The organism is Pseudomonas sp. WMBT8 (assembly GCF_050916005.1).
Classification (GTDB): Bacteria; Pseudomonadota; Gammaproteobacteria; order Pseudomonadales; family Pseudomonadaceae; genus Aquipseudomonas.
Map to the genome: position 1 here is coordinate 3,800,783 of NZ_CP188096.1, position 25,884 is coordinate 3,826,666.

At 62.3% G+C, this 25,884-nt stretch carries 25 protein-coding genes; 6 read left to right on the forward strand and 19 right to left on the reverse strand.

What is annotated here, in order from left to right; genetic code table 11:
- Position 1 precedes the first annotated feature (1 nt).
- Positions 2-256: a hypothetical protein gene (locus ACO77H_RS17375; protein ID WP_169954704.1), complete on the forward strand. Its 255-nt coding sequence runs from the start codon at positions 2-4 to the stop codon at positions 254-256.
- An 81-nt stretch (positions 257-337) separates the two neighbouring features.
- Entirely contained in the window at positions 338-574 is a 237-nt protein-coding gene (locus tag ACO77H_RS17380) for a DUF2789 domain-containing protein (protein ID WP_169954722.1), read from the forward strand.
- 7 nt (positions 575-581) lie between these two features.
- Here ACO77H_RS17380 and ACO77H_RS17385 read toward each other — a convergent pair whose 3' ends face one another.
- From ACO77H_RS17385 to ACO77H_RS17440, 12 genes are all read right to left on the reverse strand, one after another.
- Entirely contained in the window at positions 582-785 is a 204-nt protein-coding gene (locus ACO77H_RS17385) for a hypothetical protein (RefSeq protein ID WP_032861075.1), read from the reverse strand.
- A gap of 125 nt (positions 786-910) precedes the next feature.
- Positions 911-2,506 carry a methyl-accepting chemotaxis protein gene (locus ACO77H_RS17390; RefSeq protein WP_170043736.1) on the reverse strand — a complete coding sequence of 532 codons (1,596 nt, stop codon included), beginning with the start codon at positions 2,504-2,506 and terminating at the stop codon, positions 911-913.
- A 227-nt stretch (positions 2,507-2,733) separates the two neighbouring features.
- The gene (locus tag ACO77H_RS17395) at positions 2,734-3,138 is read right to left on the reverse strand and encodes a TraR/DksA family transcriptional regulator (RefSeq protein ID WP_010173153.1); all 405 of its coding nucleotides are present in this window, start codon (positions 3,136-3,138) and stop codon (positions 2,734-2,736) included.
- 416 nt (positions 3,139-3,554) lie between these two features.
- On the reverse strand, positions 3,555-4,592 hold the full coding sequence (locus ACO77H_RS17400) for an ABC transporter permease (protein ID WP_169954724.1): 1,038 nt from the start codon (positions 4,590-4,592) through the stop codon (positions 3,555-3,557).
- 22 nt (positions 4,593-4,614) lie between these two features.
- Positions 4,615-6,153 (reverse strand): sugar ABC transporter ATP-binding protein, encoded by a 1,539-nt coding sequence (locus ACO77H_RS17405; RefSeq protein ID WP_169954725.1) that lies wholly within the window; start codon positions 6,151-6,153, stop codon positions 4,615-4,617.
- 62 nt (positions 6,154-6,215) lie between these two features.
- The gene (locus ACO77H_RS17410; RefSeq protein ID WP_432754354.1) at positions 6,216-7,151 is read right to left on the reverse strand and encodes a sugar ABC transporter substrate-binding protein; all 936 of its coding nucleotides are present in this window, start codon (positions 7,149-7,151) and stop codon (positions 6,216-6,218) included.
- Between the two features lie 367 nt (positions 7,152-7,518).
- The gene (locus tag ACO77H_RS17415) at positions 7,519-8,565 is read right to left on the reverse strand and encodes a Gfo/Idh/MocA family protein (RefSeq protein WP_172314512.1); all 1,047 of its coding nucleotides are present in this window, start codon (positions 8,563-8,565) and stop codon (positions 7,519-7,521) included.
- A gap of 136 nt (positions 8,566-8,701) precedes the next feature.
- Complete coding sequence (locus ACO77H_RS17420) at positions 8,702-9,712, reverse strand: Gfo/Idh/MocA family protein (protein ID WP_169954728.1); 1,011 nt, start codon at positions 9,710-9,712, stop codon at positions 8,702-8,704.
- 19 nt (positions 9,713-9,731) lie between these two features.
- Positions 9,732-11,663 (reverse strand): 3D-(3,5/4)-trihydroxycyclohexane-1,2-dione acylhydrolase (decyclizing), encoded by a 1,932-nt coding sequence (gene iolD / locus ACO77H_RS17425; RefSeq protein ID WP_432754355.1) that lies wholly within the window; start codon positions 11,661-11,663, stop codon positions 9,732-9,734.
- A 25-nt stretch (positions 11,664-11,688) separates the two neighbouring features.
- Positions 11,689-12,483 (reverse strand): 5-deoxy-glucuronate isomerase, encoded by a 795-nt coding sequence (gene iolB, locus ACO77H_RS17430; protein ID WP_169954730.1) that lies wholly within the window; start codon positions 12,481-12,483, stop codon positions 11,689-11,691.
- Positions 12,480-13,373, reverse strand: coding sequence for a myo-inosose-2 dehydratase (iolE, locus tag ACO77H_RS17435; RefSeq protein ID WP_169954731.1), 894 nt, complete (start codon positions 13,371-13,373; stop codon positions 12,480-12,482). The genes iolB and iolE overlap by 4 nt, the downstream gene beginning before the upstream one ends.
- A gap of 87 nt (positions 13,374-13,460) precedes the next feature.
- Entirely contained in the window at positions 13,461-15,398 is a 1,938-nt protein-coding gene (locus ACO77H_RS17440; protein WP_432754356.1) for a bifunctional 5-dehydro-2-deoxygluconokinase/5-dehydro-2-deoxyphosphogluconate aldolase, read from the reverse strand.
- Between the two features lie 241 nt (positions 15,399-15,639).
- Here ACO77H_RS17440 and ACO77H_RS17445 point away from each other — a divergent pair, with 241 nt between their 5' ends.
- A complete protein-coding gene (locus ACO77H_RS17445) occupies positions 15,640-16,545 on the forward strand; it encodes a MurR/RpiR family transcriptional regulator (RefSeq protein ID WP_169954733.1) in 906 nt (301 codons plus the stop codon).
- A gap of 144 nt (positions 16,546-16,689) precedes the next feature.
- On the opposite strand, the gene ACO77H_RS17450 is transcribed toward ACO77H_RS17445, so the two are convergent.
- Positions 16,690-17,577 (reverse strand): hypothetical protein, encoded by an 888-nt coding sequence (locus tag ACO77H_RS17450; protein WP_169954734.1) that lies wholly within the window; start codon positions 17,575-17,577, stop codon positions 16,690-16,692.
- 441 nt (positions 17,578-18,018) lie between these two features.
- Between ACO77H_RS17450 and ACO77H_RS17455 the strand changes: the two genes are divergently transcribed.
- Together ACO77H_RS17455 and ACO77H_RS17460 are read left to right on the forward strand one after the other, a co-directional pair.
- Positions 18,019-18,702: a response regulator transcription factor gene (locus tag ACO77H_RS17455; protein WP_169954735.1), complete on the forward strand. Its 684-nt coding sequence runs from the start codon at positions 18,019-18,021 to the stop codon at positions 18,700-18,702.
- Positions 18,680-20,068, forward strand: a complete 1,389-nt coding sequence (locus tag ACO77H_RS17460; RefSeq protein WP_172314506.1) for a sensor histidine kinase — start codon at positions 18,680-18,682, stop codon at positions 20,066-20,068. The genes ACO77H_RS17455 and ACO77H_RS17460 overlap by 23 nt, the downstream gene beginning before the upstream one ends.
- 28 nt (positions 20,069-20,096) lie before the next feature.
- Here the strand turns inward: ACO77H_RS17460 and ACO77H_RS17465 are convergent, their stop codons facing one another.
- The 4 genes from ACO77H_RS17465 to ACO77H_RS17480 all read right to left on the reverse strand — a co-directional run bounded on the left by ACO77H_RS17465 (position 20,097) and on the right by ACO77H_RS17480 (position 21,790).
- Positions 20,097-20,513, reverse strand: a complete 417-nt coding sequence (locus ACO77H_RS17465) for an SRPBCC family protein (protein WP_169954737.1) — start codon at positions 20,511-20,513, stop codon at positions 20,097-20,099.
- Between the two features lie 70 nt (positions 20,514-20,583).
- The gene (locus ACO77H_RS17470; protein ID WP_169954738.1) at positions 20,584-20,754 is read right to left on the reverse strand and encodes a metallothionein; all 171 of its coding nucleotides are present in this window, start codon (positions 20,752-20,754) and stop codon (positions 20,584-20,586) included.
- A 90-nt stretch (positions 20,755-20,844) separates the two neighbouring features.
- On the reverse strand, positions 20,845-21,300 hold the full coding sequence (locus ACO77H_RS17475) for a DMT family transporter (RefSeq protein WP_169954739.1): 456 nt from the start codon (positions 21,298-21,300) through the stop codon (positions 20,845-20,847).
- 4 nt (positions 21,301-21,304) lie between these two features.
- On the reverse strand, positions 21,305-21,790 hold the full coding sequence (locus ACO77H_RS17480) for a DMT family transporter (RefSeq protein ID WP_169954740.1): 486 nt from the start codon (positions 21,788-21,790) through the stop codon (positions 21,305-21,307).
- Positions 21,791-21,905: 115 nt separating this feature from the next.
- Between ACO77H_RS17480 and ACO77H_RS17485 the strand changes: the two genes are divergently transcribed.
- Positions 21,906-22,838 carry a LysR family transcriptional regulator gene (locus ACO77H_RS17485; RefSeq protein ID WP_432754357.1) on the forward strand — a complete coding sequence of 311 codons (933 nt, stop codon included), beginning with the start codon at positions 21,906-21,908 and terminating at the stop codon, positions 22,836-22,838.
- Position 22,839: 1 nt separating this feature from the next.
- Here the strand turns inward: ACO77H_RS17485 and ACO77H_RS17490 are convergent, their stop codons facing one another.
- Both ACO77H_RS17490 and ACO77H_RS17495 read right to left on the reverse strand, forming a co-directional pair.
- Complete coding sequence (locus ACO77H_RS17490) at positions 22,840-24,159, reverse strand: Nramp family divalent metal transporter (protein WP_172314502.1); 1,320 nt, start codon at positions 24,157-24,159, stop codon at positions 22,840-22,842.
- Between the two features lie 38 nt (positions 24,160-24,197).
- Positions 24,198-25,754, reverse strand: coding sequence for a DUF726 domain-containing protein (locus ACO77H_RS17495; protein WP_432754358.1), 1,557 nt, complete (start codon positions 25,752-25,754; stop codon positions 24,198-24,200).
- Positions 25,755-25,884 lie beyond the last annotated feature (130 nt).

Here is a 25,884-nt window from a genome sequence, read left to right on the forward strand (position 1 = left end):
CATGCAAAGACTTCATCGCGAACCGACACTGACTCGCGACACCTTATCGCGCAAGGATAGCGCGCTATTCTACAGCGTGTATGCCCACAACGCGTGCCCGGATTTCGCCCTCTATCGGGTCGTCCCGGCGGGCAAGAATTTTTTCCATATCCTGGAAGTGCCCAGCGGTCGGATCAAGGGCTTTCGCAGTGACCATAACAAGGCCTGCGCCCTGGCCAAGGAGTTGGAAGCTCTCCTGTGCATCAATGCCCGTTGACACGCGACTCAAGCAAAATCGAACTATGCGCGCTGGCACGCCTCCCATACGAGTAGAGACTTAACTATCGTGGAGAATGACATGGACGCGCCAACGCATACCTTGCAAGACCTGTTCGAACAGTTGGGGTTGGAGGCCTCGCCTGCTGCCATCGACACGTTTATCGGTGAACATCCCCTGGCAGAGACTGTGAAGCTGATCGACGCGCCCTTCTGGACCCCGCAACAGGCGCAGTTCCTCAAGGAAGAACTGCGCGAAGACGCGGACTGGGCGATTGCCGTGGATGAGCTGAACCAGCGCCTGCACCAGAGCGTATAACCTGCAGTCAGTGCAGGCGGTCTGAGCGCTCCAGGTCCAGCAGCGCCTGCCAGGCCGCGCGGCATTCCTGGGCTTCGTCGCGACTGGCGAAGGCCGTGCCGCGCTGTTCACCGTTGAGCAACACCACCCAGCAGGCCCTCAGGCCCAGCGCACGCAGGGTCTGTGGCACACCGCTGCCAATCATCACCGCTACATCGACTTTGCTTTGCATGGAAGTTCTCCGCAGGATTAGTTAGCTAGCTAACAATGTGCAGCATCTTAAGCTGTTCCTCACGCCGGAAAAAGCTATCGGCGTAAAAGCTTCCTTGCATAACACGCAACAATCCGTGCCTGGGCCTAGTGCGCGCCAGCCTGCCCCTCAGGCTTATAGCCCAGGCGCAAGCCGCCCCAATGCCGGCCGCTGACCATGATCGGCACGGACAGATCGTGCATCAACTCGCCGGTATCACGGGTATAGGTCTGCAACAGCACAGCCTGCTGGTGGCTGCCGCAGCGGATGCCGGTGCGGTCTTCAAACTTGCGCTTGGTGCGATTGTTCACCGCGTCCACCTGAACATCTCCGGTAAGCGCCTGGGAAAACACCTTGTTGTGCGTCGGCACATAGCCCTGTGGCGTGCAGGCAATCGCGAACACCAGGCCTTCGTGCCGGGGCAGCAAGGCTTCCTGGATAGCGGGCAATACCTGGTCGGTGTAGCCGTCGAAACGGCTGTGGTACTTGGTCGGCTGGCTGTTGGCAATCGGTGTGTAGCTGCGATTGAACAAGTCATCGAGGCTGATGCGGTTCTGCTGGACATCCGCCTCGAACTGCGCGGCGATGCGGCTCGCGCCTTCGCGGGCGAGGTCGTAGATGCGCTGGTGATAATCGTCCAGGCCGACTTCGGCCAGGCGCTCGCTGATCGTTTCGGCCTGCCCTTCCATTTGTATGGCGGCCTCGGCCAACTGCTGGGTCTGCTGGTCGCTGACGGTCAGGTCGCTGCGCATCTGCTCCACCGCATGGAACAGGCTGTCGAGCTGCACCCGATTGGTCTCGGTGCCCTGGGCAATCGCGTTGACCTGGCCTTCCACCCCCGCCGCCAACGTGGCAATGCTCTCCAGTTGCTCGCCGGCGTGCTCCACTTGCTCGACACCGGCCTGCAGATCCACGGACAACTGGCGGATTTGCTCCACCACCTGGGCGGTGCGCTGCTGGATGTCCGCCACCATCACCCCGACTTCGTCGGTGGCAGTCGCCGTACGGCCGGCCAGGCCGCGCACCTCATCGGCCACCACGGCGAACCCGCGCCCATGCTCACCGGCCCGGGCGGCTTCAATGGCGGCATTCAAGGCCAGCAGGTTGGTCTGGCTGGCAATCGACTGAATCACCAGGGTCACGCGCTGGATCTCTTCGCTGCGCTGGCTCAGGGCCTCGATCAATTGCCGGCTGTCGCTGGCGCGCTGGCTGAGTTGATGCATGCGGCTGATGGACTCTCCGAGCACCGCGCGCCCCTCGGTGCTGCGCTGATGGGCCTGGCCCGCCGCGCCGAGGGCTTCACGACTGAGCTGGGACGTCAGTTGCTCAGTGCCAATCATCACTTCGGCACTGCTGACGATTTGCTGGGCGGCGCCCAATTGCGATTGCAGGCGGGCCGCCAGTTGCTTGACCGAATAGGCCACGCCGGCGGCTGACAGCGCGTTATGGCTGGTGGTGTAGGACAGATCGCGGGTCAACGCGCCAATGGCATCCTCGACGACAGCCGGCGCAAGGCTGCGGGCCGGCTTTTTCAGCAGCGGTAGCCAGACCAGCAACAGGGCCACGGGCACGCAGAGGTACATCGACAGGTCGGCAAACGCCAGGCCCGACAATACCAGCACCAGGGCGATGCTTTGCAGGAACGGTGTGACCCAGCCAGGCAGTTGGCGGCTCACCGCGTGCGGCACCACGGCGGCGCCCATCAGAGATCCATCCCCAGCATGCTTGTTACCCCACTGCTTGTCATTATTGTCTCTGCATTAAACGCCACTAATTGGCCATTATCTATGGGCCTTTGGTGTTAGGGCTTGCAGCAGATCAATAGACGGGGGGATGACACGCGCAGGATCACTGCAGGAGCCAGCTTGCTGGCGATAGCGGTGTTGATCGACCGCCTTCGCCAAGCCAGCTCCCTACACAATCAAACAGATCAGGCTTGGCGCTGATGCTTGTCGATTTGCTCGTGGCGCTCTTGCGCTTCGATGCAGTACTTGGTGGTCGGGCTGATCAGCAGGCGCTTGAGGCCGATAGGCTCGCCGCTGTCATCACACCAGCCAAAGGAATCTTCCTTGATACGGCCCAGGGCCTGTTCAAGTTGCGGCAGCATGCGCTGGTCGCGGTCGATGGCGTTGACCAGCCAGGTGCGCTCTTCTTCTACCGAAGCAGCGTCAGCAGGGTCAGCCGGGGTGTCCAGGCTTTCAATGGCGATGCGGTTCTGCTCAATGCGCTCGTGGTGCTCGACTTTCATGTCTTGCAACAACTGCTCGAAAAAAGCGTGCTGCTCGGCATTCATGTAGTCATCCGCCGGCATGGCCAGCAACTTTTCCTTTGTCATTGATTTCTCTATAAAAAATACGTGCATTAAGGCGAATAAGGGAGCGTTCCGGCCAACCTCTGCAGGTCGGGGAAAGACGCCGTCCATTCCAAGCGCCACCCGGCACTCAATTTACGAGGGGCGGCAGTCTACGGCTGACTTGAGGGCGCAGCAACTGAAATGACAGGCAATTTGTCCGACATTCCCCCAAAAGGCACCAGGACGGGCTCGGCAGGTGGTTATCGGAGTGCGTTTATAGCAAGAAATTCAGTGTTGTGGAGCTATATAGAAGACAAACGGTTGGCGGTGCATAAATGTAGGAGCGGGCTTGCCCGCGATAGCGGTGGGTCAGTTGATAGATATTTGACTGACCCATCGCTATCGCGGGCAAGCCCGCTCCCACACAAACAAGCCCCACTTTTTGATTCAAATCTCGCTCAGCGCTTGAGCTTGCGTTTATTGCGATACTGGTCGATCACCACCGCCACCACGATGATCAGGCCCTTGATGATGTCCTGGATGTACGCGTCCACCCCCACGAAGGTAAACCCGCTGGCCATCACCCCGAGGATCAGCGCGCCAATCACCGTGCCGGTGATGCGCCCTACCCCGCCCGCCAGGCTGGTGCCGCCGATCACCGCAGCGGCAATCGCGTCCAGCTCATAAGACATGCCCATCCCCGCCTGCCCGGTAGCCGCCCGAGCCGAGGCAACCACACCCGCCAACCCGGCCAGCAGCCCGGCAATGCTGTAGACAATGATCAGGTGCCGCTTGACGTTGATCCCCGAGGTACGCGCCGCCTGCATATTTCCGCCGATGGCGTAGGTGTACTTGCCGTACTTGGTGTAGCGCAAGGCAATGTGGAAGATCACCGCCACCACCAGAAAGATGATCACCGGCATCGCGCCATGGCCGATGGCCGTGTAGGAATCCGACAACATGCTCACCGGCTGGCCTTCGGTGTAATAACGCGCCAGGCCACGGGCCGAGACCATCATGCCCAAGGTCGCAATAAACGGCGGGATGCCGGTAATGGCGATGATGCTGCCGTTGATCGCCCCCGCCAGCAGGCCCACGCCCAGGCCGGCCACCACCGGGATCCACACTGGCAAGTCCGTCAGCGATGGAAACACCGCGCGGGAAAAGTCCGAGGTTTGCGCCAGGCTCGCGGCAATCATTGCCGACAACGCCAGCACCGAGCCCGACGACAGGTCGATCCCCGTGGTAATGATCACCTGGGTCACGCCAATCGCCAGCAAGCCGATGATCGACACCTGCAGGATCATCAGCACCAGGCGCTGGGAGTTCATCAAAAAGCTCTGGTCACGCACGATCCAGCCAAACACTTCGAACACCAGGCCGATACCGATCAGCACCAGGAAAATGCTCAGCTCGGTAGGAAACCGCCGCCGGCTCTTGACCGGTGCCGCAGCGGGCTTTTTTTCCTCGGGTTTGCTTTCCAGTATTGCGTTCATTACCCGTCACCTTTTTTATTCGTTAGTGGACTGCCGTCATACCGGAAGCCAACTGCATGACTTTTTCCTGGGTGGCCTCGGCCCGGTCCAGGGTGCCCATCAACTCGCCTTCGTGCATCACCATCACCCGGTCACTCATGCCCAGCACTTCCGGCAGTTCCGAAGAAATCATGATCACCGCCATGCCCTCGCTGGCCAGGAAGGCAATCAGGCGATAGATCTCGGCCTTGGCCCCGACATCGATGCCACGGGTCGGCTCATCGAGGATCAACAGCCGTGGCTGGGTCATCAACCAACGGGCCAACAGGGCCTTTTGCTGATTGCCGCCCGACAGGGTGTCGATGCACTGCTCAAGGGAGGGGGTTTTTACCCGCAGCTTCTTGCACATGTCCTCGCACAAGGCCCGCAGGGCTTTTTGCTGGATAAAGCCCTTGCCCGAGTAATGGGGCAGCACGGCCATTTCCATGTTTTCCAGGACTGACAGGCACGGGAACAGGCCACTGAGCTTGCGGTCCTCGGTCAACAGCGCAAAACCCTGCTTGATCGCCATGTGCGGGTCGCTGATGCGCAGCACCTGGCCGTCGAGGCGGATCTCGCCGCCGTCGCTTGGGGTAATGCCGAAAATCGTTTCCGCCACATTGGTGCGGCCCGAGCCCATCAGCCCGGCAATGCCGAGGATCTCGCCGGCATGCAGGTCAAAGGACACGCCCTGGAACACCCCGTCCAGGCGCAGGTCGCGCACCGACAGCAGCAACTCGCCGATGGGTTTGTCGCGCACCGGGAACAGTTGGCTCAATTCGCGCCCGACCATCATCGAGATCAGGCTGTCGCTGTCCATGCTGTCGGCGCGTTGCAGGCCGATATAGGCGCCATCGCGAAACACCGCCACCTCATCGGCAATGGCAAACACTTCATTCATTTTATGGGTGATATAGATGATGCCTTTGCCCTGGGCCTTGAGGTCGGCAATGATCGAAAACAGGTGGGCCACTTCCTTGTCGGTAATCGCCGACGTCGGCTCATCCATGATCAGGATGTCGGAGTCGTAGGACACCGCCTTGGCAATCTCCACCATCTGCCGCTCGGCAATGCTCAAGTTGCCAACCTGCTCCTCGGGGTCGAGGTTGATCCGCAGCCGCGCCAGCAACTGCGCAGTGCAACGGTGCATGGCCCGGTGATTGACCAGGCGCAGGCCATTGAGCTGCTCGCGGCCGATCCAGATGTTCTCGGCGATGCTCATATGGGGCATCAGGTTGAGTTCCTGGTGGATCATCGCGATGCCCGACTGCAAGGCGGCCAGGGGGGTATCAAACACCACCGGCTTGCCCCGCAGGCGGATTTGGCCGGCGTCGGGCTGGTAGATGCCGGCGATGATTTTCATCAGCGTCGACTTGCCGGCACCGTTCTCTCCCATCAGCGCCAGGACCGAGCCGGGGCGCACCCGCAGTTGCACATCGTCCAGGGCCACGACGCCGGGAAAACCTTTGCTGATATGGGCGATTTCCAGCAGGTAAGGCTCTTCTAGACCTGCGGGCTGCAACGCAGTCGCTTGAGCGAGCATATCGGGGCTCCATCGGCAGGGCGATTGCGACCGCCCTGCGGGCTTATTGTTGTTATTGAACGCTACTTGAACGACGCGACATTGTCCGGGGTGATCAACTGGAACGGCACCACGACGTTTTGCTCGACCGCCTCGCCCCTGGCCATTTTCACCGCCGCCTCCACCGAACCGACCGCCTGCCCCTTGGCATCCTGGAACACCGAGAGCGCCATCTCGCCCTTGGTAATCGCATTCAAGCCGTCGGGCGTGCCATCGACGCCGCCAATCAACACGCTGCCCGGTTTGACGCCCGCGGTTTTCAAGGCCATGGCCGCGCCAATCGCCATTTCGTCATTGTTGGCCACGACCGCATTGAACTCGCGGCCCTGGGTCAGCCAATCGTTCACCAGGGTCATGCCCTTGTCCCGCAGCCAGATCCCGGTCTGCTCCTGTTCAATCTTGATGTCCGGGTATTTGCCGAGGACCTCCTTGACGCCCTTGGTGCGATTGGTCGTCGAGTTGTTGGCCAGGTCACCCAGCAGAATCACGATTTTGCCTTTGCCGCCCAGTTTCTCGGCCAGGTACTGCATTTGCAGTTTGCCGGCCTCGACGTCATTGGACGTCACCGTCACCACCCCTTTGGGCAGGTCGGTCTGATCCGGGCGGCGGTTGACGTAGACCAGCGGGATACCGGCTGCCACCGCGGCCTTGGTAATGCGTGCGGTGGAGGCGGTGTCCACCGGGTTGACCACCATGGCATCGACTTTCTGGCTGATAAAGTTCTCGACCTGGCTCAGTTGCTTGACCACGTCGGCGCGGGCATCTTCGAACTGCAGTTGCACGCCGTCGCCCTTGGGGTAGGACTTGGCTTGCTTGTCCATATCCTCACGCAGGTAGGTGAGGAAGGTGTCGTCGAACTGCGACATGCTGACGCCAATCTTGATATCGGCGGCCGCGGCCACGCCGCTGGCAAGCAGCGTCGACAAGGCCAGCGAGGCGAAACGGATCTGGGTCTTCATGAACGGTCTGTCTCCACTTTCTTGTTGGTTTTCTGGACGTAGCGTTTATCAGAGCGATGAGTTGGCAGCAGGCAGCCGTACCACGGGCGCCCCCGGAATGCAGCACACCAGGGCGCCCTTGCTTTCGATGCAAAGGACATTGAGAAAAGAGAAATAGAAGGGCCGTGCGCGGGGCGGGAAGGCAGTACGTAACACTCGCAGTACAGCGTTGAAGATTTTCATCTGACGGTACCTGGTTGTTTTTTTATCTTGTTTTTGTTGAGCCCACCGCGTCCTTTATAAAGGAAGGCCGGGACAGACTTTCAGCAACCTGGAAACGACTTTATTGGAAAATAATTTCCATATCAACTCATTTTAGAATTTTATTCTATTTCCACTCTACCCCTTCCAGCGTGGCCATCTCCACCACTTGCCGGCGCTCGGCGCTGAGCCTGGCGGCATCCAGCACGCAGGTGGCTTCCCAGGCATCCCTGGCCTGCACCGGCAGTTCGCCCTGGCCCTGGACTGCGCTTTGCAATTGGCGATAGAACTGGTTCCAGGCGCCCTTTTGCGAAGGGATCCGCTCGCGTTCCGCGCCTTGTTCGAACCAGCCCCAGCGGCGATGATCTTCGGCGCCCCAGTGTTCACCTTCGGTCTTCGGATTCTTGCCGGCCAGCAGCGCCTGTTCCTGGCCATCCAGGCCTTCGACGGTGTAGCAGCCCGCCGTGCCGTTCACTCGAAAACGCGGGGCCTGGCTGTTTTGCAGGGCGCTGCCCCACAGGTGGGAAATCACCCCGTTGGCGTGGGTCAGGCAGACAAAGAAGCCATGATCGACCGTGGGATGCTCGGCGCTGTACTGCAATTGCGCATACACCAGCTCTACCGGACCGAACAGCTGCAAGGCCTGGTCCACCAGATGGCTGCCCAGATCCCGCAGGAACCCGCCGCCGCTGGCGTTGCCCACCGCTTGCGGGCTGTAGCGCTCTACCCTGGATTCAAAGCGGGTGATAGTACCCAGGGCGCCAGCCTCGATCAGCTTGCGCAGGGTCAGGTAGTCCGAATCCCAGCGCCGGTTCTGGTAGACGCTGAGTTTTACCCCTTCACGTTCGGCGGCGCTAATCAGCGCCCGCGCCTGCTCGGCATTGGCGGCGAAGGGTTTGTCGCTTACCACCGCCACACCATATTCAATGGCCTCCAGCACCAGGGCCGGGCGGCCCTTGAGGGTGGTGGAGATCACCAGCACCTCCACCCCGGCTTCGACGATCTGCGCGATGCTGTCGAATGCCGGCACCCCGGGATGCTCCGTCGCCAGTTGCTGGCGGCGCTCGGGGGCGCGGGTCACCACGCCAACGAAGATTGCCCCGGGCAAAGTGGCGATCAGCGGGGCATGAAAAAAACGGCCACCGTGGCCGTATCCAACCAGTCCGATTCGCATGAACCAACTCCTCTCGTGATCTGCAAACCCAATCAAAATGTAGGAGCTGGCTTGCCTGCGATAGCGGTAGATCAGTCAAGTATTTCTAACCTGAACCACCGCCATCGCAGGCAAGCCAGCTCCTACATTGACCGCGCTAGCCGTAGAATGCCGGGCGCTGCGGCAAGCTGACCGCAACGATCTGCCCACTGCCCTGGGCCTCGATACACGCATCCGCCGCCACCGCCGCCGCAAAACCATCCCAGGCTGAAGGCCCCCCCACCTGACCGGCGCGCACGCCATCGATAAAGGCCTGCAACTCCACGTCATAAGCGCCAATAAAACGGTCTTTCCAATCCATCAGAATTGCATTCGATAGCTTGGCGCCGCTGCGCAGTTGCACCTGGGACGGTTCTGGCAATTTGGCAATGCCCGTCTCCCCCACCACTTCACACTGGATGTCGTAGCCGTACTGGCAGTTCACAAACACTTCCACATCGATCCGCGTACCCCTGGCGGTTTCCAGCAGCACGATCTGCGGGTCGCGCAAATGGCTCAGGGCCTTGCTGGTTTTACGCGGGAACACCACCTGCACTGACACATAGTCATCGGCCAGCAGCCAGCGCAGCACGTCCAGCTCGTGGATCAAAGTGTCGGTGATGGCCATGCCGGTGTTGTAGTTTTCCCCCACCGTCGGGTTGCGGTGGGCGCAGTGCAGCATCAACGGCTCGCCGATCTGGCCGCTGTCGATCACCGCCTTGAGCGCCTGGTAGCCCTGGTCATACGGGCGCATGAAACCGACCTGAACCAGGCGCTTGCCGTGGGCCACTTCCGCCTCGACGATCTTGCGACAGCCTTGGGCCGTGACAGCCAGGGGTTTTTCACAGAACACCGGTTTGCCAGCTGCGATAGCCGCCAGCACAAATTCCTCATGGCTGGGGCCCCAGGAGGTGACCAGCACCGCCTCGACCTGCGCCGAATGGATCAGCGCATGACCGTCGGCGTACACCTCGGCGTTCAGTTGCAGGTCAGCCACCACCTGGGCCGCCTGCTCAAGGTTGATATCGGTGACCGCCACCACCTGGCTGTTGAGCAAGGTCTGGCTGCACCGGCGGATATGGTCCCGGCCGATGGCGCCCGTACCGATCACACCCAGCTTCAAAGACATGGCAACGCTCCTCTTATGGTCAGTACTGCCGGGCCTTGGCCAGGCGTTCATTGAGTTGTTTGGCGCAGGCATTGGTGCGTTCGCTGGTGGACACCTGCGCCACGCCAACCCGCCACCACGACAGGTAGCCGTGGATCATGGTCTTGGGCAGCACCTTGATATCGATCAGCGTCGACACGCTCTGCGCGCGTGCATCAGCCAGCGCGGCGTGCAGCTGCGCAACCGTCGTGACCTTGTAGGTCTTGCAACCATAGGCCGCCGCGCTCATGGCGAAATCCACCGGCACCAGGCCGCCATCGAGCTTGCCGCTGTCGGGGTTGCGGAAGCGGAACTCGGTGCCGAAGCTGTCCATGCCATTGCCCATCTGCAGGTTGTTGATGCAACCGAAGGCCATGTTGTCCAGCAGCACCACGTTGATTTTGCGCCGCTCCTGGATCGAGGTGGCCAGCTCCGAATGCAGCATCATGTAGGAGCCATCGCCCACCAGGGCGTAGACCTCGCGCGCCGGCTCGGCCAGCTTCACCCCCAGGGCTGCGTTGATCTCGTAGCCCATGCACGAATAACCGTACTCGACGTGGTAGGTGTTGACCCCCTTGCTGCGCCAACTGCGCTGCAAATCCCCCGGCAGGCTGCCGGCGGCGGCCACAATCACCGCGTCGTCGGCCAGGGTCGCGTTAAGCACACCCAGTACCTGGCTCTGGGTCAGGCAGGAGCCGGTCAGCTCGATGAATTCGCGTAGCACCGCCGCATCCATGTGGTCGTGGATCTCGGGGCTGAAGTCGGCGTCGGTGTAGCGCGCCTGATAGACCCGGTCCACTTCGGCATCCCCCTGCGCACGGGCCTGGCGGGGCTGCTCGCCCCATTGCGTGGCGTAATCGCCCAGCGCGTCGGCCAATGCCAGCAGCCCGACCCTGGCATCTGCCAGCACCTGGACACCGTCGAGCTTCAGCACATCGCCAGGGCTGATATTGAGGTTGAGAAACTGCACCTCGGGATGTTGGAACAGGGATTTCGACGAGGTGGTGAAGTCGCTGTAGCGCGTGCCGATGCCGATGATCAGGTCGGCATCCCGGGCCAGCAGGTTGGCGGCCAGGCAGCCGGTTTCACCGATGCCGCCGACATTCAGCGGGTGGCTGGAGACAATGGCGCTCTTGCCGGCCTGGGTCTCGGCAAAGGGGATCTGAAAGCGCTCGGCAAACGCCTGCAGCGCGGCATTCGCGCCGGAGTACTTGACCCCGCCCCCGCAGATAATCAGCGGCTTGCGCTTGGACTTGAGCAGCGCGGCAGCGTCGCGCAGCATCGCTTCGGTGGCCGGGCGTCGGTCCAGGCGGTGCACGCGTTTTTGCAGGAAGTAATCGGGGTAATCCCAGGCCTCGGCCTGCACGTCCTGGGGCAAGGCCAGGGTCACGGCGCCGGTTTCGGCCGGGTCGGTCAGTACGCGCATGGCGTGGATCGCCGCACTCATCAACTGTTCAGGGCGGTTGATGCGATCCCAGTATTTGCTCACGGCGCGAAACGCATCGTTGGTGCTGATGCTCAGGTCATGGAATTGCTCGATCTGCTGCAACACCGGGTCGGGCTGGCGACAGGCATACACATCGCCGGGCAGCAGCAACAGCGGGATGCGGTTGGCGGTGGCGGTTGCCGCGGCGGTCAGCATATTCGCCGCGCCGGGGCCGACCGAAGCGCTGCAGGCGTAGACCTTGCGCCGCAGGTGCTGCTTGGCAAACCCAATCGCGGCATGGGCCATGCCCTGCTCGTTGCGGCCCTGATGCACCACGAGCTCGCCACCGTCTTGCTCCAGGGCCTGGCCCAGGCCCAGCACATTGCCGTGGCCAAAGATGGTGAACACGCCGGCGACAAACTTGCTCTGCACGCCATCGACTTCGATGTACTGGTTATCCAGGAACTTCACCAGGGCCTGGGCCATGGTCAATCGGGTTGTGCTCATGTTTGGCCCCCTCGGCGCCTACGGGTTAAAGATCCAGCAACCAACTGTGCTGCGGGTCATTGTGAAAGTGCCAGGCGCGCTTGGGGCCGGCCATCACGTTCAGGTAATACGATTCGTAGCCATAGGGCACGCTGACCGGGTGATAACCCTTGGGCACCACCACCAGGTCGTGGTTTTCCACGGCCATGGCCTGGTCGATGCTGCGGTCGTCGGTGTACACCCGCTGGAACACAAAGCCCTGGGAGGGGTTGATCTGGTGGTAATAGGTCTCTTCAAGAAAGCTCTGGTGCGGCAGATCATCGGTATCGTGCTTGTGCGGCGGGTAGCTAGATGAGTGCCCGGACGGCGTACGCACCTCCACCACCAGCAGCGAATGGGCCGGCTCGCTGTCGGGCAGGATGTCGCAGACGTAGCGGGTGTTGGCGCCCTTGCCGCGCACACTGCGCCGGCACTGCTCGGGGCGGATCAGCCGGGGCGCGAGACCGGCGGCAAGGGCGCCGGGCGCGGCGCAGACGGCGATCTGCACATCGCTCAGGGCTGTCACCTGGGCCCGCGTGCTGGGCGGCAGATAAGCTGCGAACGGCGACTTATCCTCGAACACCGACTGGCGATCCCCGAGGTTTTGCCAGCTGAAGCCTTCGCCTTCGATGGTCACCCGGCCGCTGAGCAGCACCAGGCACAGCTCGTCGTCGTTGGCGCTGACCGGCAGTGTTTGCCCCAGGCTCAGGCGGTAAGCGGCAAACCCTACATATTCCAGACGCCCCTCTGGCAGCGCGACCATGGTTGGCCCGCGCGGGGTGCTTTTGACCAGCAGGCTCATTGTGCAGCCCTCGCATCCAGCAGCGCGCGCAAGGTATCAAAGCCTTTTTTCGCATAGATATAGCTGGGGGCCACGGCCGGGTCCTGCTCAGCCTCCACCACCAACCAGCCGCTGTAGCCAGCGCCCAGCAACACGTCCAGCAACTGGGCGAAGTCGATATCGCCATCGCCCGGCACCGTGAAGGTGCCGTTGACGATACAGTCGGGAAAGCTCCACAGCTGGTTGCGCGCCAGTTGCACCACCGGTTTGCGCACATCCTTGAAGTGCACATGGCAGATACGGTCCAGATGCTTGCGCAGCACCTCGACCGGCTCGCCACCGCCCATGTAACAGTGCCCCGAATCGAACAACAGGCCAACCTCCGGGCCAGTGAGGCGCATCAGGGTGTCGATGTCCTCCGGGGACTCGACGTACGCGCCCATATGATGGTGGTAGGCCAGGCGCACGCCCTGGGACAGGGTAAAACGCGCAAGCTCAGTGAGCTTGTCGGCGTAGGCCTGCCATGCCTGTTCGCTGTGAAAGCGCGGGCGCTCGATCAGACGGATCGGCGAGCCCTGGATCGAGTCGGCCACTTCACCGTAGACCAATACCGTGGCGCCGTTCTCGCGCAGCAGTTGCACATGGCTGGCGATGGCGTCGATTTCCTCGGCCACCGAGCGCCGGGCCAGGCGGCTGGAGTACCAGCCGGAGACCAGCGCCAGGTCGTAGGGGCGCAACACATCACCCACGCCCTTGGCGTCCTTGGGGAATTTGCCGTTGAGTTCGAAACCTTCGTAGCCGATGGCCTTGCCTTCGCTGAGCGCGGTGCTCAACGGCGTCTCGCCGCCCAGGGCCGGCAGGTCGTCGTTACTCCAGGAGATGGGGTTGATGCCAATACGGATTGCGGGCATGGCTGCACCTTTTATTGTTTTAACCTTGAGGCTGCTGAAATCTGCTTGTGTGGGAGCTGGCTTGCCGGCGCCCACATTTGAGCGTGTTTAAACTCTCGAGCTGCGCCAGGCCTGGATCAGTTGTTCGAAGGTCTGCTGTACCTGCTGGATCAGCGTTTCGTCGTCGATTTCCCCTGCCATCCACGCCCTGCTCGGCTCCTGGAAGATCGTGCGGCCCACGGCAAACCCGCGGCAGGTCCGACTCTGGCTGGCCTGCTGGAAGCCCTCGGCCAAAGAGTGCGCCGGCGCATTCAGGCCCAGCAATACCACGCCCCGGCAATAGGGGTCGCGTTCCTCGATCAGTTCATCGAGCTGGTGCCACTGCTCGGCCGACTGCGCCTCAATCTTCCACCACGCCGGGTAGATACCCAGGTTGTACAGGCGCTTGAGGCTGCGATAGAGCACATCCGGGTAGGTCGAAGGGTGATCCTTGGGCGGCACCACTTCCAGCAGCAGTTCGTGGCCGCTGGCTTGCGCGGCTTGATACAGGCCCTTGAGCTGCGCTTCCTGTTCCAGGCGCAACAAGGGCTCGTCGTCGGGGTGAAACTGCACCAGGCACTTGATGATCTGCTCCTGGGGCCAGCCGATCAGGTTACTGCCGATCGAGCGCCCGTGTTCGAACGCCAGCGGCCGCGAACCCTGGACCTCTACCGGGCGCGCGACCCACCAGCCACGGCCGGTGGCGGCGTTCAGCGCGTCCTGGCCAAAGCGCTGGTCGGCCAAAATACCCACATCGGCCTCCACACCCTGCTCGTGCAGTTTGCCTTCTACGCGTTCTACCGCCTGGATAAACAGTTGCTTGATCGCACTGATCCGCGCCGGGTCCTGGCCGCCTTTTTGCGCCAGCTCCAGCAGTTGCCAGCGATGGTCGAAAGCAAACACAAACAGCTGCTTCCAGGCCTTGCGCGGCACGCTGACCTGATGCAAGCGCTGTAATACCGGGTCCTGGTCCGGGCGAGTGATGGGCACCGGGCTGCTGAACAGGTAGTGGAGTTCTGCAAGCGTCGGCATCGCCGGGGCGCAGGCATGGCGCGACACCACCAACCCGCCGCAGGCATTGGCCAGCTGGCAGCAGCGCGGGTCATCGGCCTCGTTCAACCAACCACTGAGAAAGCCGGCCATAAACGCATCGCCGGCCCCCAGCACGTTAAGCACCTCGACCCGCACCCCGGGATAGATCGCGCCGTCTTCCAGGCGCGCCGGGATCGCCCCGTGAATCACCGTGCAACCCTGCGGGCCGAGCTTGACCACCAGGGTCGCCGCCGTCAGTTGGCGCACCGTGCGCAAGGCGCTTTGCAGATCGTGGCTGGCGCCGGCAATCAGGAACTCTTCCTCGGTGCCGACAATCAGGTCAAAGCGCGGCAGGATCCCTTGCAGGTGCTGGCTGACGCTCTGGTCGGCGACAAAACGGGTCTCGCCGTCAGCCTTGCCCGCCAGGCCCCAGAGCACCGGGCGGTAGTCAATATCGAGCACGCGCTTGACCCCGTGTTGCTCGGCGTAATCCAGGGCCTGGAGGCTGGCCTGGTACACGCCGTCGGTGGAAAAGTGAGTGCCGGTGATCAGCAGCGCCTTGCTGCTGGCAATAAAGGCTTCGCTGATATCGGCGGCACACAGGGCCATATCGGCGCAGTTTTCGCGGTAGAACACCAGGGGGAAGGTTTCGCGGTCCTTGAGGCCCAGCAGCACCATGGCGGTCAGGCGCTGTGGGTCGACGGTGATGCCACTGACATCACAGCCCTCGCGCACCAGCGACTCCACCAGAAAGCGCCCCATGTGATCGTCACCGACCCGGCTCAACATCGCCGACTTGAGCCCCAACCGCGCAGTGCCGAAGGCGATGTTGGCGGAGGAGCCGCCCAGGTACTTGGCAAAACTGGCGACATCTTCCAGGCGCGCCCCGACTTGCTGCGCATAGAGATCGACGCCCAGGCGCCCAAGACAAATCAGATCCAATTGACGCCCACTGGCAAAACGAGTCTGGCCCATGCTGGCTCCTGTTATTTTTATCAGCCCGCGCCTGCCGTCGTGACGGCGACGCTCTTGGTGGATGCAGACTAGGACGTCCGGCGCCAGCAATCAATATTTATTCTATAAATATTTTATGTGGAATATATTTTCCATTAAGATATTTTTTGCCGCCTTCCCTGTAGACTTGCGCCCATCGACCTATTGTCATGGGCGAGGTGCGCCTCACCTGCCCTGTAAGAACAAGCCAGAAGGATTGCCTATGTCCCGCTCCGATCAGCAGGCTCCCGCCGAGATGCTCGCCAGCCCTCCGATCAATGCCGAGCGTCTGTTGCAGCTGATCACCGATGAATACGAAAGCCTGCCCCGCCAGCTCAAGCGCATCGCCAGCTACATGAGCCAGCAGAGCGATCGGATCATGGTCGACCGCATCAGCGACATCGCCCGGGAATGCGAAGTCCATCCTTCGGCCATCGTGCGGTTTTCCCAGCGCTTTGGGTTCAGCGGGTTCAGTGAGATGCAGGCGCTGTTTCGCGAGGCGTATACCCACAAGACCACGCCGGTGCAGAACTACCAGCAGCGCATCCGCAGCATGATCGCCAACAAGTCGCAGAAAGCCAGCGCTGGCGACCTCGCCCGTGAATGCGTGAATGCCACACTGTCCGGCATCGAGCGTTTGGGCCTGGAACTGGACGACGCAGCCTTCGAGAAAGCCGTGGACCTGGTGGTCAACGCCGACAATATCTACGTGGTCGGGGTGCGCCGCTCTTTTGCGGTGGCCGACTACCTGGTCTACAACCTGCAGCACACCAACAAGCGCATCCACCTGGTCTCGGGCCTGGGTGGCAGCTATCGCGAGCAGATGCGCAGCGTGCGCGCCAATGACCTGGTGATCGCCATCAGCTTCACGCCCTACGGCAAGGAAACCCAACACTGCCTGCGTATCGCCCAGCATCACCAGGCCAAGACGCTGATCATCACCGACAGCAACCTGTCACCGCTGGCCAAGCGCGCCAACACGGTGTTGCTGGTCAATGAAGGTTCCTCGTTTGCGTTCCGCTCGCTCAGTGCCACGCTGTGCCTGTGCCAGGCGCTGTTTATTGCGGTGGCGTACCGGCTGGAGTTGAAGGTCGATGAGATTCACGAACAGGTGGGGTTTGACGACTGATAAAAAGGCCGCCCCTGCCATGCAGGAGCGGCCTTGATCAAGCGGGTACGCGGGTTAGTGCATGAAGATCGCGATCAGGATAATGACCGGGATCGGCACACCGAGGAACCACAGCAGTAATGAGCGCATGACGTTCTCCTTGAATTAACGAATGGTTTCCAGATACACCACGGCATCCCGGCGGCGACCGCCGAAGGTCGCGGCGAAACTGGCGAAGAAGGCACCGAGCAACAGCGCGACGAAGGTCCACAGCGAGGTCACCGCGGCGATCTTGCTGGCGGTATCGGCGGCCTGTTTGGCCTTCAACTTGGCATCTTCCAGGGCTTTGCGGGCATCACCGTAGACCTGGTCGACACGCCGCTCGGCATCGGCCTGGCTGAGGTTGGTGCGCTGGCTGATCAACTGCGCCAGGTAAGTACGGTCTTGCGGCGCCAACTGGCCGTCGTTGCCCAGGGTGCGGGCGAAAATCCGCGCCACCACGCCATGCACCGCATCGTCACTGGCAGCGGCCGGGCGATCATCGCGGAACAGGCTGTCGACGTAGTAGCCGAAGTCATCGCCATTGGCCGCGTTGCCGGCAGCCTGGGTCAAGCCGCTGGCGGCACCCGAAACCACGCTCGCACCGGCCTGCACACCGCCGCCGACAATGCTGCTGACCGAGCCGACCACCAGGGTCGCGGTCACCAGCGTGGCCACGGCCCAGGACAGAAAGCCGTGGGCGGTGTCGCGAAAGTACACCTCATCGCCATGCATATTGGCCCATTTGACCCGCAGCCGGCCGGCGATATATCCGCCCAGCCCCGCCGCGACAATCTGGGTAAAGGCCAGCCAGACAATCGTGGAAATGCCCAGGCCCTTGGCGCTGATGCCGCTGTCGGCCCACGGCGACACCGCCGAAAACCCCAGGCCGAAGCCCAGCAACACCAGGACCAGGGATAACGCAGCGGCAGCTGCGGCCCCGGCAAAGATCGCCCCCCAGGAAACCCCGGAGAGCGTGCTCGACTCTTGCAAAGTGGATGAGGATGTCATCATTGTTGTTGTGCTCCAGGCATTGAAAAATGGTGTTACATCTGTCGGAAAGGACAGTGCAGGCGGCGTGCCAGTCGCCGTTAAAATAAAAACCTATTAATTTCAATGAGATAAGTAAGTTGAACTTCCTAGGATCATGCAACTTGCAAGAACGCAGGTTAAGTGGCGGGCGTTATGCATTCCCGGGACATCCGCCAACCTTGTGGGAGCGGGCTTGTCGGATCGCCGCATCGCCGCGAAGACGTCGGCCCAGCAAACATTGATGTTGACTGACCTGCCGCTTTCGCGAGCAAGCCCGCTCCCACAGGGGATCTGCGTTTAACTGACTGGCTTAGGGCAAGCCCGCTCCCACATTGAGCGAGGCCTACATGAATTTTCTTTTAGAAACCTCGCTATCATTTCTTGGCAAAATGCCCCCCACTCCCGTGTGACCAGGTAACCCTTATGACCCGCATTTTGACTATCGAAGACGACGCCGTGACGGCTCGCGAGATCGTCGCCGAGCTGAGCAGTCATGGACTGGACGTGGACTGGGTCGACAACGGCCGCGAAGGCCTGACGCGGGCAGTCAGTGGCGACTACGACCTGATCACCCTCGACCGTATGCTCCCGGAGCTCGATGGCCTGGCCATCGTCACCACCTTGCGCACCCTCGGCGTGTCGACGCCGATCCTGATGATCAGCGCCCTCTCCGACGTGGATGAACGGGTGCGCGGCCTGCGGGCCGGTGGCGATGATTACTTGACCAAACCCTTTGCCTCCGACGAGATGGCCGCGCGGGTCGAGGTGCTGCTGCGCCGTAACAATGCGCTCAAGGCCGCGCAAACCGCGCTGCGCGTGGCCGACCTGGAACTGAACCTGATCAGCCGCGAAGCCAGTCGCGCCGACCAACCCCTGAGCCTGTTGCCCACCGAGTACAAGCTGCTGGAATTCCTGATGCGCAACACCGGGCAAATCCTCTCGCGGATGATGATCTTCGAGGAAGTCTGGGGTTATCACTTCGACCCGGGCACCAACCTGATCGACGTGCACATTGGCCGCCTGCGCAAGAAAATCGACCCGCCGGGCCTGACGCCACTGATCCGCACGGTACGAGGTTCGGGCTATGTCATTGCTGAACCCGTCTAACGGCTGGCGCTCGTCCAGCAGCCGCCTGCTGGCCCTGTACAGTTCGCTGTTCGTGGCCTGGAGCTGCATCCTCATGGGGGTGCTGTACTACGAAGTCTCGGGTTACCTGGGCGACCTGTCGCGCCATTCGCTGATGCAGCGCCAGCATCTGTTCCAGCGCTTCGAAGGCGCGCAACTGGATGAAGCCCTGGCCACCAGCATGACCTTCGATATGAAGGGCATTGACGCCTATGGCTTGTTCGATGGCCAACAGCGCCCCCTCAGCGGCCCGCTCCAGCAAATCCCCCCAGGCCTGCCCCTGGACGGGCGCATCCATGCCTTGGCCAACTGCATCGAATCGGATGACCCGAAACTGCCCCGGGGCAGTTGCGACGCGGTGGCGACCCACACCCAGGATGGCCGCTGGCTGGTGCTGGTGCGCGATAACGGTTCATTGCTGGGCGTGACAAGGATCATCCTGCAAGCCCTGCTCTGGGCAATCTCCCTGACCATCATCCCCGGCGTCGCCGGTTGGCATCTGCTACGCCGGCGCCCGTTGCGGCGGATTCGCGGGATCCAGGCCAGCGCCGAAGCCATCGTCGCCGGCGACCTGACCCACCGCCTGCCGCTGTCCAACCGCCGCGACGAACTGGACATGCTCGCCGCCATCGTCAACGCCATGCTTGAGCGCATTGAAAAACTGATGAACGAGGTCAAGGGCGTGTGCGACAACATTGCCCACGACCTGCGCACCCCACTGACCCGCTTGCGCGCGCAGTTGTACCGGATCAAGCAACAGGCCAGCGAGGAGTCCCCCCTGGCCCTGCAGCTCGATACAGTGATCAGCGAGACCGACACGCTGATGGCGCGTTTTCGCGGTTTGCTGCGTATTTCCGAGCTGGAGGACCGTCAACGACGCTCCGGCTTCCTGGTCTTCGATCCCCTGCCGTTGCTCCAGGAACTCCATGACTTCTACCTGCCCCTGGCGGAAGAAGGTCAGTTGGAACTGCTGCTGCAAGTCCCCGAAGCATTGCCACCGATTACCGGTGACCGGGCACTGCTGTTCGAGGCCCTGGCCAACCTGCTGAGTAATTCGATCAAGTTCACCCCGCCGGGCGGCGAGGTGATTCTGCGCGGGATCGACGTTGCTGGCAGCACGCGCATCGAAGTCCTGGACAGCGGCCCAGGGATTCCCGAAGCGGAACGGGCGGCGGTGTTCCAGCGTTTCTACCGGGTCGATGAGGTTAACCAACAGGGCAGCTTTGGCCTGGGCCTGTCGATTGTGGCGGCGATCATCAACCTGCATGGCTTCCGTCTGGAAGTTGGCAGCAGCGAGCGTGGGGGCGCGCGACTGACCCTGGACTGCCGCACACACACCCCACTGTAGGCGCCGGCTGGCCGGCGATAGTGGCCGATCAGGCCGGGAAGTTCTTGCGCAGCGCCTCGACGCCGCCGGTGTAGACGCCGCTGAACAGCTCTTCAACCTCGGCATCGGTCACGCCCGCAACCGGAGTGAACACACCCGACCAGGTGACCTTGGCCGAGTGCTCACCCAGCGCTTCAACCTGCAATGTCGCCAGATAGGCACTGACCGGAAACGGCGATTCGCTGAGGGTGTAGCTGTAGGTGCGCGCAACGTTATCGAAGGTCTGCAAGTGCTCGACCACCACCGCGCCATCCACGGTTTGCAGGTGCCGCACGCGCCCGCCTTCGCCCGGTTCGCTCTTGGCAATCAGCGGCAGCCAATCGGGCAACGAGTTGAACCCACCGACCAGTTGCCAGACTTGATCGGCCGACACCGGGATTTCAATGACAGCAGCAGCTTTGGCCACGATATAACTCCACGACTGGGAAAAAGTCAGGCAGCTTACGCTGCCTGGCGGTGTTGGCGCTATTGGCCGCTCAGCCGTGTGCCGACTTGGCACACTCGCAGCCGGTGGCCGACTCGCACGGTTCACCATGGGCATGGTGATCGGCACAACCCTGGCAGCAATAGCCCTTGCCGTCTTTGGTCACAGCGTTCTGCCCCAGTACACATTTGCAATGCGGGCAGGCACAGGTTGGATCTGGCATGATCAGACTCCTTTTTTTTGGTCGTCCCGGTGCAGCGAATGCCGGCACCTTTAGCAGTGACTGCGGGCCGCTGCCCTTGGTTCAGCGCCGTTAATCAGCCTGGCGCGTGCTGCTGCGATACATGAACACCAGGGCCAGCACCAGGCACAGCATCGCCAGCACCCGGCTGCCGGACAGTTCGATGGCCGTGTTGCCCATCCAGCCGAAGTTGTCGATCAACATGCCCATGGCCAATTGGCCGACGATCACCGCCACCGTCGCCACCGCCGTGCCCACGATCGGCACCGCACCGACCATCACCATCATGTACACCACACCGAACAGCGCCCCGGTCAGCTGCCACTTGGGCACCTCGAGCAGGCTGACGGCCTGGGCCGGCTCAAAAAACAGGATCAGCAGGCCGGTCACCAGCGTGCCCACCGAGAACGTCACCAGGCTGCTGCGCAGCACGCCGACGGTTTGCCCCAGGCGCCCATTGATCGCCGCTTGCACACTCAACACCGCGCCGGCGGCAACCACCAGCACCAACAATGCAATCAGATTCATCGCCTTAACCTCGCGCAATCAAAACAAGGGCTATCACAATCAACAGCAGGGCAACCCAGCGTTCGCCATTGACCCGCTTGCGGGCGGTGCCGAACCAACCGAAGTGGTCGATCAGCACGCTCTTGCCGACCTGGCCGCAGAGGATCGCGATCATGGTCATGGCAATGCCGATATGGGGCGTGGCCAGGGTCAGTACCACCACATACATCGGCCCCAGGAAGCCCCCGATCAACTGCCAGCGCGGCAGTTCATTGAGGGCCGGACCTTTTTGCGGGCCGCTGAACAGCAGGAGCAGCAGCAAGATTGCCGTGCCCACCGCGAAGATGCTCAAGGTCGCCCATAAGTGCCCCACCTGGGCGCCCAGCGGCCCCAACAGGCCCGCCTCCACCGACAGGCCCATGCCTGCCAGGATCACCAGCGGCAACAGCAGCAGCCCCAGGCGGTTTTTCGGCCGGGCCTGGGCCGCGGCCTCGAGAGAAGAAGTTTGCATACACCACCTACACGTCAGATTAAACAATGACGCGCATTATCCGCTGGCCCATCTGTGCGATAAATGGGAGCATGCAGACAACACCTTTGCGTAAATCGCACAGTACGGAGGGCTCATGCAGGGCTTCAATGAGTTGAGTTTCAAGGCGCTGCGCCTGTTCGTGGCGGTGCTGGACCACGGCAGTTTCTCCGAGGTCGCACGCCGTGAGGGCCTGGCGCCCTCTTCCATCTCCCGGCAGATCCAGTTGATGGAACAGGCCCTGAGCCAGCAATTGCTCTATCGACACACCCGCGCCGTCAGCCCCACGGAAGCCGGGCGCCTGCTCGGGCATCATGCGCGCCTGATGCTGCAACAACTGGAAGAGGCCGGGCAGGCCCTGCAAGAACAGGAAAGCGAACCCAGCGGCCTGGTGCGCATCAATGCGCCCATGGTGTTCGGCCAACGGCACCTATCGCCCTGGCTGGCCGAGTTGTGCCAGCGATACCCCAAGCTGCAACTGGACATCCAGCAGACCGACACCTACGTCGACCCCTTGCAGGAAGGCGCCGACCTGCTGTTCCGGATCGGTGTGCTCAACGATTCGGGAATGCAGGCGCGCATTTTCGCGCCCCAGCACTACCGCATCGCCGCCAGCCCCGAGTACCTGGCGCGCTTTGGCACGCCGCGCCATCCCGATGAGCTGCGCAATCATCAGTGCCTGGCGTACAAGGGCGTGAACGGCCAGCAGCGTTGGTTCTTCCGCCGCGCCCAGGACGACTGGACGCCCTATACAGTCAAGGGCCCGATCACCGGCAACCACGCCGACACCCTGGCACGCGCCGCCGAACAAGGCCTGGGGTTCGTGGTGTTCCCCTCCTGGCTGATCGGCGACAGCCTGCGCGCCGGGCGCTTACAGGCGGTACTGAGCGATTACGAAGTGGCGACCACCCTGGAGCCGCAGCAGATTGCCGCGCTGTGGCCCGGCAGCCGGCGGTTGTCGGTGAAGGTGCGCACGGTCATCGACTTTTTTGTCGAGCGCTTTGGCAGCGTGCCCTACTGGGACCGCTGACTCAGAACAGCCACTGGCCGATCAGCCAGGCGTTGGCGCCGCTGATCACGGTGAACAGGCTCCAGGCCAGGATCCTGGTGGGCAGGCGATTGACGAATGACCCCATCAATTGCCGGTCGCCGGTCATGCGGATCAGCGGGTACAGGGCAAACGGCAGTTGCAGGCTGAGCACCACCTGGCTGAGGATCAGCAACTTGCCAATGGCCTGGTCGCCCATCAACCACACCCCGAGGAACGCCGGAATCAGCGCCAGGCCACGGGTGATCAGGCGGCGTTGCCAGCAGGGAATGCGCAGGTTGAGGTAACCCTCCATGATCACCTGGCCGGCGATGGTGCCGGTGAAGGTCGAGCTTTGCCCGGACGCCAGCAAGGCAATGCCGAACAGGATACTGGCGAAGGCACCGCCCACCAGCGGGTCCAGCAGGTGGTAGGCGTCCTGGATTTCCACGACCTCGGTATGACCGCTCTGGTGGAATGCCGCGGCGGCCAGCACCAGGATCGCGGCGTTGACCAGCAAGGCCAGGGCCAGGGAGCCGATGGTGTCGATACGCGCCAGCTTGACCGCGTCCTGGCGGCTGGCCAGGTCCTTGCCGAACAAGCGGGTCTGCACGATGGACGTGTGCAGGTACAGGTTATGCGGCATCACGGTGGCCCCGAGGATGCCGATGGCCAGGTACAGCGGCGCGGCATCGCTGATCGCCGAGAGCGACGGCGTGAAACCGCGCAAGACGTCTGGCCAATACGGTTTGATCAACACCAGCTCGACAAAAAAACACACCCCGATGGTCGCCACCAGCGCCAGCATGATCGCTTCCAGGCGCCGGAAGCCGCGGTTTTGCAGGGCCAGGATCAGCAGCGTGTCAAACGCGGTGATGACAATCCCGGTGGTCAGCGATACCCCCAGCAGCAGATGGAACGCCAGGGCGCAGCCGAGGACTTCGGCGAGGTCGGTGGCAATGATCGAGATTTCCGCCAGCACCCATTGCGTGCGCGCTGAACGCCGGCTGTAGCGTTCGCGGCACAACTGCGCCAGGTCCTTGCCAGTGGCGATGCCCAGCCGCGAACACAGGCACTGCACCGCCATCCCCGCCAGGCTGGCGAGCAACACCACAAACAACAGGCTATAGCCATAGCGCGACCCGGCCTCGATGGCCGTGGCCCAGTTGCCGGGGTCCATGTAGCCGATGGAAATCAGCAGGCCGGGGCCGGCAAACTGCACGACCCGTTTGAAGAACGATGCGCGGGGATCGACGGGGATAGTGCCCGCCACTTCCGGTGGGCAGAACGGCGCGGTAGCAATTTTCGGCAGGCTGAATTTCACGCGGGGTACCAGGCAGACACACAGGACAAGCCCGCAGCTTAGCAGTCAGGCGAGACCGTGCGCATCAGCGTTTCACTGGGCAGATCGAACGCCTCGACCACCTGCACCACCAGGTCCATTTCCTGATTCAGCGCCTCGCGTTCCATGCGCTGGCGAATCACCCCCAGCACCAGCACCGCCAGGGTCGTGATGGAATACGCCGGCCCGGAAAACGCGCGCACCCCGCTCACCAGCAACATCGCCGCCGCCAACGCCTGCCCCACCACCGGAATCGCCGTGGCCGCGCCGCGCCGCACGATAAACCCGGTCAACCCGGCCAGCGCTGTACCGCTCAAGGCGGTGGTGGCCGAACGGCCGACATCGAAACGGTGGAAAAACCCCTGCTCCTTTTGCGCCGCCGCCCGCAGTTCAGCCTCGAACACCTGGCGGTCGGCCAGGCTGAGTTTGTCCTTGTACTGCTCGATCAGGGTCTCGGCGACCCGTTCTTCCAGGCTCACCAGGGCCACGCTGTCGAGGGGCTGGTCAAACTTGATGCCGACGCGCAAGGCCACGTCCTGGGCCAATTGGCGATAACTCACACCGTGCCCACGGGCCAGGTTCATGAAGCTGTCACCGCCCATGCGCTGCAACTCGATGGCCAACTGCAATGGGTCACGTACATCCGCAGCGATGGTCGCACTGCGCTTGGCGGCCATCAGCTCGGCGAGGAACTGCAACTCCGGCGCCCGTGCCTGGAGCAGCACCGGGAACAGGTCCACATCCTCCTCGGCAAAGCGCACCTGGGCACTGCGCTGGTCCGCACGGATCATGCCCCGGCGCTCGTGCAGCAAGTCGGTGTACTGCACCACGGTCTGCAACTGCGGCCAGTAGGCGGCGTGGTCGAAGGTGACCAGATGCACGTTGGTCACCTTGCCCTTGAGCGATGGGGTCAGGGGAATGGCATAGCGGCCGATGCAGCGCTCGGTATCCGGCTTGAGCGCCAGGGCCCAGTCCTTGCTGGAATGGCAGTTGATCACCCGCCCCTTGAGCGGTGCCGACACCTGCTCCCAGGGGCTGGACGTGCAAATCGCGCCGCCCATCAACAACAGGTGATTGAGCGGCAGCTCCCGGGCCAGCTCCGGGCTGGCCAGCAGGCTCTTGACCAGCAGGCGAGCGCCCAGGGAATGGCCGATCAGGTTGATCTGGCGCACCTCGATCGACTCGGCATGCAGGTAGTTGGCCAGTTCCGCCAACAGCGTCCTGGCCACTTCGTCCACCCGCGCCTCGACACTTTTGTAGTGATCGAGAAAATAGCCCACCGCCTTGCCCAGGCCCACGGTCGCCGCGCCCAGGGTCCCGCCGCCGAGCATCGAGGCGATGATGTCCTTGAAGGGGGCGAACAGGTTTTCCAGGAAGTGCCCGGCCGGCCAGAACAGCATCACGTTGGTCGAACCTTCGATCCCCGCCAGTTGCGCCTGGAAATTGGCCAGTTGTTGCGGGTTGAAAAACGCAGAATAACCATGGACATAGAGATTGAGCACCGGCCCCTGGGGCGCGCCGCACAGTACGAACGAAGGCTTGCGGGTACGGTGCATTTGGTCCCACTGGTGTTGCATGAGGCGCTGGCTCCTGGTGAAAACGCAGCGCGATAGTAGCAAGAATCGGCGCAGGGCCGCGGGGGTCATGGGCACACACCCAGCTTTAATGCAAAAAAAACCGCCCTCGCGGGCGGCTTGAAGAACCCGG

What these genes read in the sequence shown, in the direction of transcription:
- ACO77H_RS17375 (WP_169954704.1), top strand. Translation starts at nt 2, where the DNA reads ATGCAAAGACTTCATCGCGAACCGACACTGACTCGCGACACCTTATCG.
- ACO77H_RS17380 (WP_169954722.1), top strand. Translation starts at nt 338, where the DNA reads ATGGACGCGCCAACGCATACCTTGCAAGACCTGTTCGAACAGTTGGGG.
- ACO77H_RS17385 (WP_032861075.1), bottom strand. Translation starts at nt 785, where the DNA reads ATGCAAAGCAAAGTCGATGTAGCGGTGATGATTGGCAGCGGTGTGCCA.
- ACO77H_RS17390 (WP_170043736.1), bottom strand. Translation starts at nt 2,506, where the DNA reads ATGGGCGCCGCCGTGGTGCCGCACGCGGTGAGCCGCCAACTGCCTGGC.
- ACO77H_RS17395 (WP_010173153.1), bottom strand. Translation starts at nt 3,138, where the DNA reads ATGACAAAGGAAAAGTTGCTGGCCATGCCGGCGGATGACTACATGAAT.
- ACO77H_RS17400 (WP_169954724.1), bottom strand. Translation starts at nt 4,592, where the DNA reads ATGAACGCAATACTGGAAAGCAAACCCGAGGAAAAAAAGCCCGCTGCG.
- ACO77H_RS17405 (WP_169954725.1), bottom strand. Translation starts at nt 6,153, where the DNA reads ATGCTCGCTCAAGCGACTGCGTTGCAGCCCGCAGGTCTAGAAGAGCCT.
- ACO77H_RS17410 (WP_432754354.1), bottom strand. Translation starts at nt 7,151, where the DNA reads ATGAAGACCCAGATCCGTTTCGCCTCGCTGGCCTTGTCGACGCTGCTT.
- ACO77H_RS17415 (WP_172314512.1), bottom strand. Translation starts at nt 8,565, where the DNA reads ATGCGAATCGGACTGGTTGGATACGGCCACGGTGGCCGTTTTTTTCAT.
- ACO77H_RS17420 (WP_169954728.1), bottom strand. Translation starts at nt 9,712, where the DNA reads ATGTCTTTGAAGCTGGGTGTGATCGGTACGGGCGCCATCGGCCGGGAC.
- iolD (WP_432754355.1), bottom strand. Translation starts at nt 11,663, where the DNA reads ATGAGCACAACCCGATTGACCATGGCCCAGGCCCTGGTGAAGTTCCTG.
- iolB (WP_169954730.1), bottom strand. Translation starts at nt 12,483, where the DNA reads ATGAGCCTGCTGGTCAAAAGCACCCCGCGCGGGCCAACCATGGTCGCG.
- iolE (WP_169954731.1), bottom strand. Translation starts at nt 13,373, where the DNA reads ATGCCCGCAATCCGTATTGGCATCAACCCCATCTCCTGGAGTAACGAC.
- ACO77H_RS17440 (WP_432754356.1), bottom strand. Translation starts at nt 15,398, where the DNA reads ATGGGCCAGACTCGTTTTGCCAGTGGGCGTCAATTGGATCTGATTTGT.
- ACO77H_RS17445 (WP_169954733.1), top strand. Translation starts at nt 15,640, where the DNA reads ATGTCCCGCTCCGATCAGCAGGCTCCCGCCGAGATGCTCGCCAGCCCT.
- ACO77H_RS17450 (WP_169954734.1), bottom strand. Translation starts at nt 17,577, where the DNA reads ATGATGACATCCTCATCCACTTTGCAAGAGTCGAGCACGCTCTCCGGG.
- ACO77H_RS17455 (WP_169954735.1), top strand. Translation starts at nt 18,019, where the DNA reads ATGACCCGCATTTTGACTATCGAAGACGACGCCGTGACGGCTCGCGAG.
- ACO77H_RS17460 (WP_172314506.1), top strand. Translation starts at nt 18,680, where the DNA reads ATGTCATTGCTGAACCCGTCTAACGGCTGGCGCTCGTCCAGCAGCCGC.
- ACO77H_RS17470 (WP_169954738.1), bottom strand. Translation starts at nt 20,754, where the DNA reads ATGCCAGATCCAACCTGTGCCTGCCCGCATTGCAAATGTGTACTGGGG.
- ACO77H_RS17475 (WP_169954739.1), bottom strand. Translation starts at nt 21,300, where the DNA reads ATGAATCTGATTGCATTGTTGGTGCTGGTGGTTGCCGCCGGCGCGGTG.
- ACO77H_RS17480 (WP_169954740.1), bottom strand. Translation starts at nt 21,790, where the DNA reads ATGCAAACTTCTTCTCTCGAGGCCGCGGCCCAGGCCCGGCCGAAAAAC.
- ACO77H_RS17485 (WP_432754357.1), top strand. Translation starts at nt 21,906, where the DNA reads ATGCAGGGCTTCAATGAGTTGAGTTTCAAGGCGCTGCGCCTGTTCGTG.
- ACO77H_RS17495 (WP_432754358.1), bottom strand. Translation starts at nt 25,754, where the DNA reads ATGCAACACCAGTGGGACCAAATGCACCGTACCCGCAAGCCTTCGTTC.